5 protein-coding genes and 1 pseudogene are annotated in these 7,123 nt (G+C 49.3%); all 6 read right to left on the minus strand.

What is annotated here, in order from left to right; all coding sequences use genetic code 11:
* Positions 1 to 82 precede the first annotated feature (82 nt).
* Positions 83 to 3,565 carry an ImcF-related family protein gene (locus tag AB3U87_RS21730; RefSeq protein ID WP_394150467.1) on the minus strand — a complete coding sequence of 1,161 codons (3,483 nt, stop codon included), beginning with the start codon at positions 3,563 to 3,565 and terminating at the stop codon, positions 83 to 85.
* Positions 3,562 to 4,770 (minus strand): hypothetical protein, encoded by a 1,209-nt coding sequence (locus AB3U87_RS21735; protein WP_394150469.1) that lies wholly within the window; start codon positions 4,768 to 4,770, stop codon positions 3,562 to 3,564. The genes AB3U87_RS21730 and AB3U87_RS21735 overlap by 4 nt, the downstream gene beginning before the upstream one ends.
* A 41-nt stretch (positions 4,771 to 4,811) precedes the next feature.
* Positions 4,812 to 4,994: a hypothetical protein gene (locus AB3U87_RS21740; protein ID WP_394150471.1), complete on the minus strand. Its 183-nt coding sequence runs from the start codon at positions 4,992 to 4,994 to the stop codon at positions 4,812 to 4,814.
* 156 nt (positions 4,995 to 5,150) lie between these two features.
* Entirely contained in the window at positions 5,151 to 5,438 is a 288-nt protein-coding gene (locus AB3U87_RS21745) for a hypothetical protein (RefSeq protein ID WP_253459605.1), read from the minus strand.
* A gap of 156 nt (positions 5,439 to 5,594) precedes the next feature.
* On the minus strand, positions 5,595 to 6,038 hold the full coding sequence (locus tag AB3U87_RS21750) for an XAC2610-related protein (RefSeq protein ID WP_394150473.1): 444 nt from the start codon (positions 6,036 to 6,038) through the stop codon (positions 5,595 to 5,597).
* Between the two features lie 10 nt (positions 6,039 to 6,048).
* Positions 6,049 to 7,123, minus strand: a pseudogene (locus tag AB3U87_RS21755) (M23 family metallopeptidase); the annotation flags it as partial.

A 7,123-nucleotide genomic window follows, 5' to 3' on the forward strand; every position in this document is an offset into this window, starting at 1 on the left:
GCCAGGGCTGCCAGCTTTCCGTGCGTGTGCCTGTTGCTGTCGTTAGTCTGACAGGCAGCGACCAGATTTTGCAGAGTGCTTATTATTCGACTTCATCCATGTCACTGTTTCCGGTATTGGCCATCAGCGCCTGAGCGGTAGCCGCGCTGTCGACACTGAATATCTGATCCGGTAACGTGAAACCGTGCAGATCCAGTAGCGCCAGCGGACCTTTTCCAAGTTGTGAACGCAGTACCCACTGCAGCGTGCGACCATCTGGCGCGGTGAAACTCATCATCCACTGGCTACGGTTAAGCTGCTGGCGCTTGCCCTGATCCAGCCAGCGAATAAAGCCCCAGGCCCCGCTGTAATCCCCGAACAGACGCGTTCCGGCATTGACCGTGATCCAGGTCAGCATAGTCCCCGGCTTGTAAGTGTCTCCCGGCCAGCGGAAGCTTTGCCAGTCGGCCATCTGGTTGAAGTAGTGCAGCTTTTGTCCATCAATAGTCAGCTGAGTTTCCACCACCTGTGGTACAGGACGCGCCTGCAACTCAAAGCGGATGCCCTGACTGCCATCGGTGAACAGAATGTCTGACAGCTGGCTCAGCTGGTTAATGGCCCGCAGGAAGGCCGGGTTAAAGGTAAGCCCCTGGCTGTTGACCTTATCCGGTACCCACTGGCTGCCCTCTTTGTGCAACACACCGCTGAGTTCCGTGGTCAGGAAGCGCTCTATACGCCCGCTGTCCTTACGCACAAATTCAGCCATCATGGGTAAAGAAGCATCACTTTTGCTGGCCGCAAACGGGAAACGCCCGTCAAAAGCAGTTTGCCAGTTCGCGACAACCGAGCGGCTCCATTTATCATTCAGACTGGCTGCCGACGGCTGAAGCACAGTCTCCCAGGCCTGGGTCAGCGGCTGCACAAACATCGTGTTGCCAAAACCACTCCACTCTTCGCCAAGGCTTGCCGAAATCAGACTGCCGTATTGCTGAGTGTCTGTCAGATCCACGCTTTTGCCCTGGAATACGGTCTGCGCCAGGATCTGCATCATCGCCTGCGGATCTGAGGCGCTGGCCACCTGTTGCAGTCGCAGACGCACGCGGGTGATACGGGTCAGATACGTCTGCAGGCTCAGGGAGGTGTCAGCCGACATGACGTTACTGCCTTTATTTTTACCCAGAAGCTGAAGCAGTGGGCCAAAGGTTTCATCCAGCGGCCCCTGCGGCCCTGACGCAGACTGCTCAATCGCGGGTTTATCTTTTCTACCTACGAGATCTTTAGCCGATTTGATGATGGAATCCGAAAGACTTTCGCTTTGCTGGCCGGTCTGCCCCTGCCAGGCGAGGGTATTCATCAGGGCAATCAGTGGCGACTGCCGGACATCACTCATCAGCGTCAGCTGGTCGGTAACGTCAGCAATGTTGTTTGCCTGGTTAAGTCGCAGGCTGTTGAGAAAGCTCAGCCAGCTGCCGGCAAAGTCGGTGAAGTAGCGTTGCGTCAGACGCGCTTTCAGGGCTTCCGGTGACAGGTCAGCTGATATGGCCTTATGGGAATCGCTCAACACCCAGTCAATTTCATCCCGGCGGGAATTTGCGGCCTTTGCGATAGCCTGCTGGATGCCCCCTTCCCACGCCTGGCGGGTAAACATGCCTGGCACCACTTCCTCGGTGGTGAACAGTCGCCGCGCATCGGTACCGCTGGTCATGTCTTCCAGAGACACATCGGCAAAGTTACGACGCACCGATTTGAGCATGTTCTCATACAGGGTGCTTTCGGCGTTACGCCGTCCAATTTGCTGCAACAGCACCTGGCGGCTCTGACTCACCAGCTGCGCATCCGGCCTGATTTTCCACTGTGGTTGCTCAGGCAGTTCGGTGATGTAGAAGGCCCACAAGTCCGGCGACAGGCTTTGCCAAAGGCCGGTTGAAATGCCCATCCGCGTCGGCTGCACGGCTTTCATGGTCTGGGCGTAATACGCGCCGTCGACTTTATCCGGACGGGCCATCATTAACCAGGCTTTCAGTTGGTCATAGCCCGGCTTCGCCAGCTGTGCCCGCTGGTCGCTGCCGGGTACAGAGCCTGCCAGCGCGCTGAGCTTTTGCGTAAGCGCCTCGTTCGCCGGGTCACGTATCAGGCGGTTGTTTGCCACACCGTACCAGGGCAGCAACGCATCGAGCAGTTGCTGGTTATGGTCAAGACCGAAGCGCTGGTACCAAGGGGCACCATCCTCAATATGCTGCTGCAGGCGGCCGGCGTCATTACGCAGCATATGCAGAGCCGTCAGCTGGTAATCCGATACGGAAGAATGCTCCACCAGAGCATGCGCCTGCTGCGCCACAGAGACAATCTGCAGACGGTTGACCGCAAACGACAGCAACGTCCCCGCCCCCCAGACACCGATAATGGCCATCAGTGTCCAGGCCAGCGTCTGTTCCCGCGCCATACCGACACGGCGGCCACGCACGCGGGTACAGTCATCAACGATCCCCTGCCAGGTCACCGGCAGGGTCAGCGCATGGCGTTGTGATTCCGGGATATATTTCTCAGCGTTGGCAGCTGCAGCACCGGCTGTTTCTCCTGCGATAGCGGCGGGTTTATTCTCCGGCAGGCTAAACATCAGGCCACGCAGCGGAACGCGCTGTTGGGAGGCTGCCAGCCATGGCACCAGTTGCTGAGTCCAGCGGGCGATACCGCCGTCTTTGAGGTGCTGGCCCAGGCGCAGCAGGAAGTCGTGGCCGTTGTTCTCAGCGACCTGACTCATCCCCTGCGTTCGCAGGGCCGGAAGCATCAGCTCAAGCTGGCGGGTAATTTCGTCAGGCTTAGCACGCAGCGGGAAACTGGCACCTACCGTCTGTTCAGTGCGTTTTGCCTGCGACCACTTGCTGTCGCACAGTTGCCACAGCCAGACCGGGGCGGAATAACGGAGCAGTCCACTGATTTTTTCCAGTGCACGCAAATCGTTATCGCTTATCTGTGGTGTCAGGTTAAACGACTGTGGCATCACTCGAACAATACCGTCCAGTGGCCGTCCGCGACGCAGTTTGCGTAGCGCGGTGTATTTTTCCTTGTCCGGTTCAGTAGTCAGGCTCCCGCCGTAAATCAGCACGGTACGGTTGCCTTCAAGCCACTGCTGCTGTTGCAGCCCGGGTACCAGCTGTTCAATCGCAGCTTCGTCACCGGTAATCAGCAACAGGCGGGTTTTATGGCGCCAGTAAAGGCCAATACGGGAGCGGAGATGCCCCCGAATCCTGTCACACATGGTCACCGCAGGATGAACAGGCGCTTTATCATTTTCCCGTTTCTTTTTCTCATCATCACCGTTGGTATTGTCGACAAGCGCATTAAACTCCTGCTTACCGGCACTACGTACTGCCGCCAGAAGCACCACTGATACGATTAGGGCACAGCCTGAAATACATCCGCCAGCGATAAGCCAGTAAATTTGCTGCTGACTACCGTCTTCAATCCCGGCAATATCCGGATGCTTCCAGACCATGAACGTCATAACGGCTAGCAGCAAAAAGAAAATCAATGCGACAGCAAGATAGCGGCCTTCCGTAGTCTTCGGTGCTAAAGGTAGCTTCACGGATCCATCTCCTGTCGGGAAGCAATCGGGGTAATGAGTGTGCTCCACAGCACATTCTGTGTGGTATCTCCGCAGATAATCATCTGTGGTGACTGAGCTTGTCGGGCAATTTCAGTGGCGGCAGCGATAGCCAGCCAGGGTGCTGCGGCTCCGGCATGTCCCATGGATATATCGAGCGAAATGACGGCTTCGTCCTCTACAGACTGCGCAGGGTGAGCATTCTGGCACTCGATAACCTCTGCGCGCTGCTTACCCGTAAGACCGGCAAGCCATAAATTTTTCACGATATTTTCTTTGAGCGGGACGTTCCAGGCGGCCATGTTCATCCCCTCGCGCAGTTCACCTGATGGAGCAGGATCCGGCCGGTGCAGCAACGCGAGAGGCTCGAGCGCCTCCTGGGTCAGGCGGTTGCCAAGAAGCAGAGCAACGGCTGCTTCAGCAGTATTGTTTGAAACAACCGGGTCAATCTGGAGGCCAACAATCAATAACATGGCTTTATCTTTAATGCGGTGATCCAGCCAGTGGTTGACTACCTCCAGCCCATTGCTATCTACATATTCAACAGCGCAGGTTAGGCCACTCTCCTGCCAGGCTTCCTGCCAGATATCTCTGACAGCAGGGAATGACAGAGATGACGAGATATCGAGGATGACAGCAAGCGAAGCGTTCTCCGGAAACTGGTGAACTGGAAGATCAGCAATGAGTTTAGAGAACAGACGTGAGATGACCAATCCAGGGGTATCTTCTGGTTCTGCCGTAATACGGCTCAGCCTCATGCTTTTTTCGCCTTTCCAGTCCGACTGCGAAATGATAATGCTGTTATTATTAAGCATATCAACAGCGACATAACGCTGTTCGTCTTCCTGATGGGCTGTAATAAATGTCGTATTCAACACTTGAAGCGCACGACGAGCCCTACGGGTCTCACTCAGGATCCATTGCTCCCGACGCTGGTCAAAACCATTCGCTTTACTGTCCTGTAATGACCAGATCCACATACGAAAACCGAAAGTTACAATCCACACAACGAATGGCGTGCCAATGGCAAACATCCAGAAGTGGCTATTATCGATGTATCGTCCGAATATCCGCATAAGGATCACGCTAATGACCAACATCGCAACCAGGACAGCAAACCAACGAGATGCTTTTGGTGGAACTGGTCGAAGATAACATTCAGGAAGATGTTTAAGGGAATACGGCATTTATACTCTCATACTTCAAAATTTCTAAAATTCAACTAAGGTTAGTCACCATCAAATGAAATGCTCTTAAGCAATTTCAATTTTTCTTTAGATAGATCTTCACCTTTGTCATCCGAAGAATTAACACCAGAACCACATAGGGCATTATTTTTATGTATCAAACAAAAATAAACACTCTGGTCTGGCGTTCCATCTTTAGGTTTCGTCATGGTATTAACAGCCATAAAACAGATGCATCCTTGCTTTTAAACTGCAATAGAGATAGATGATTTCCCTTCCCATTATTCACATATGTAGCATCCGAAATGGATCTCCATTCCTTATTTTTTAATCATAAACAAATTTATTATCAGCGCCACTAACACTGCCCCCCTTATTGTTCACTTGCTGTACATCATATCCTGCTTAAAATAATTCACCAGAATACAGACAAGTCCACTCCGATATTGGTGATTTTTTTTGAAATACTCATCATCAGACAATGCAGGGTATTTAAAGTCACTAAAATGCATATTGTATGCATCAAAACTGGATGATGAAGAAATGTTGGCACTTGAATCAGATGACAGGGCTCTGGTTGCAGATACAACTCCTGCATTAGCAGCAAGAACAGAAGCTATAGAGAAAGAATTGAAACCGATAATGAATGACATGTAAACCTTTTCCATAACATTACGCCCTGTGCGTACATCCTTTCAGGGATGTTCTAATGACTATGAATTTTATTTTCACCCAGGCTTCAACGATTGATATGCTTTTTCAATTAAATATTTTTTTAACTCTATCTCTCACGCTTACATATCGAAAGCAGTTATTTAAGACTTTTAAGGGGGGGTGGTGCATGACCTTGGAGTGTTATCGTCATAAATCATATTAATTAAATCATGACCTTCAATCCTTACGTTAACAAAGTCATCGCCGCATGTAGGCTTTATCTCTTTGAACTTTTTGTCAGCAGGGGAAAAGACAAATAATCTATAGATTTTATAAGTGCCCATCCCCTCATCCAGATGCCAAACACTAAAATCTTTATAGCCATCACGATTGTAATCTTCAAATGTAATGTGATTTTTTTTCTCCGATGACACATCAACATTTTCTAGATTAACCTGCTTGCCGGCTTCTAAAACTGATACTTCCAACGAATCATTATCTTTCAGAAAAACCTTTGCAGAAATATTTTTTTCACTATTAATATCTAAAATATTATTATCACAACCAAATGCAATTTTGGTAAAAATGAAAAAAAAGAAAAAAGCATATTTCATAGTAATACCTTTATGATTTTGTTAAGTCCACAACAATGCGAGACTTTCCAGTAGGACTTACGCTGACCGTGGTGTTAGTATTTACTTCATCCATCAAATAAAGTCCTATAAATTTTGAGTACGCTTGCCTTTCATAGTATCCATTTGCCCCTCCATTAACCAAACGATTAATTAATCCAACATTGTCCGCAGTAAAATCTTCATCTGCGACTCTATTTATTGACATTTTGTGTTTATAGACTTTTGAAGCCCAATAAAAGCCACCTGAATCACAAGCGTTGTATGAATCTTCAGCCACAATATCGGGATCAAATCTTGGAGACCATCGGAACAAAGTACCACCATCATCGGGATGGGCTGTATAATGAGTTGAGACTGCAGTAAGCCGAGGGGCATCAGGGTGTAATCTATCAGTATATGAGCCTGAGTGGTTTGGAAAACTTCGGTATTCACCGTAGGTTTTATACAGTCCAGCCCATGTAAGTTGCATGATCCCTCTACCATAAAAAACAGTATAATACTCCGTGGCTGGATTCACTGAGTTATAACGACCAAACCCCCACTCATGTAATAACCTTCTACTGCCACCTAAATCTCTCCACTGCGCAGTTTCTAGTAATGTCTGGGGTAAGAAGAATGACATTCTTTTCTTATCGCCTCCAATATATTTTCTAATACTTAAATTCAAAGAGTCATAATGTGACTCAATTCTACTTTTAGCATGGGCATGATTTATTGAATACACGCTTGCAGGCTGCTTTTGAGCAGTTCTTGGGTTGCCGCTTGATGAGTAAAATAAATACTTCGGAAATGTAGAAGCTAACTCATCAAGACTCATCCAACTACAATTCCTCAAATGTTCAATAAATGTCTTTGGTTCAAAATGCCATAACCTTCCACTACTGAATGCTCCTGAATCAAAACACAACGCTTCGGCATGAGCCTTGAATTTTGCATAATCTTCTTCCGTCATCGGATCATGCTCTTCACTGCCGGTTTTCAGCCATGAAAAACGGCTATCGATCGTGCTTTTTTCCCACTCAAACGGAAAATGACAGATCAGTTTTCCACACTGATTAACGTAG

The organism is Erwinia plantamica, assembly GCF_043420595.1.
GTDB classification, from domain to species: Bacteria; Pseudomonadota; Gammaproteobacteria; order Enterobacterales; family Enterobacteriaceae; genus Erwinia; species Erwinia aeris.

What these genes read in the sequence shown, in the direction of transcription:
- AB3U87_RS21735 (WP_394150469.1), bottom strand. Translation starts at nt 4,770, where the DNA reads ATGCCGTATTCCCTTAAACATCTTCCTGAATGTTATCTTCGACCAGTT.
- AB3U87_RS21740 (WP_394150471.1), bottom strand. Translation starts at nt 4,994, where the DNA reads ATGGCTGTTAATACCATGACGAAACCTAAAGATGGAACGCCAGACCAG.
- AB3U87_RS21745 (WP_253459605.1), bottom strand. Translation starts at nt 5,438, where the DNA reads ATGGAAAAGGTTTACATGTCATTCATTATCGGTTTCAATTCTTTCTCT.
- AB3U87_RS21750 (WP_394150473.1), bottom strand. Translation starts at nt 6,038, where the DNA reads ATGAAATATGCTTTTTTCTTTTTTTTCATTTTTACCAAAATTGCATTT.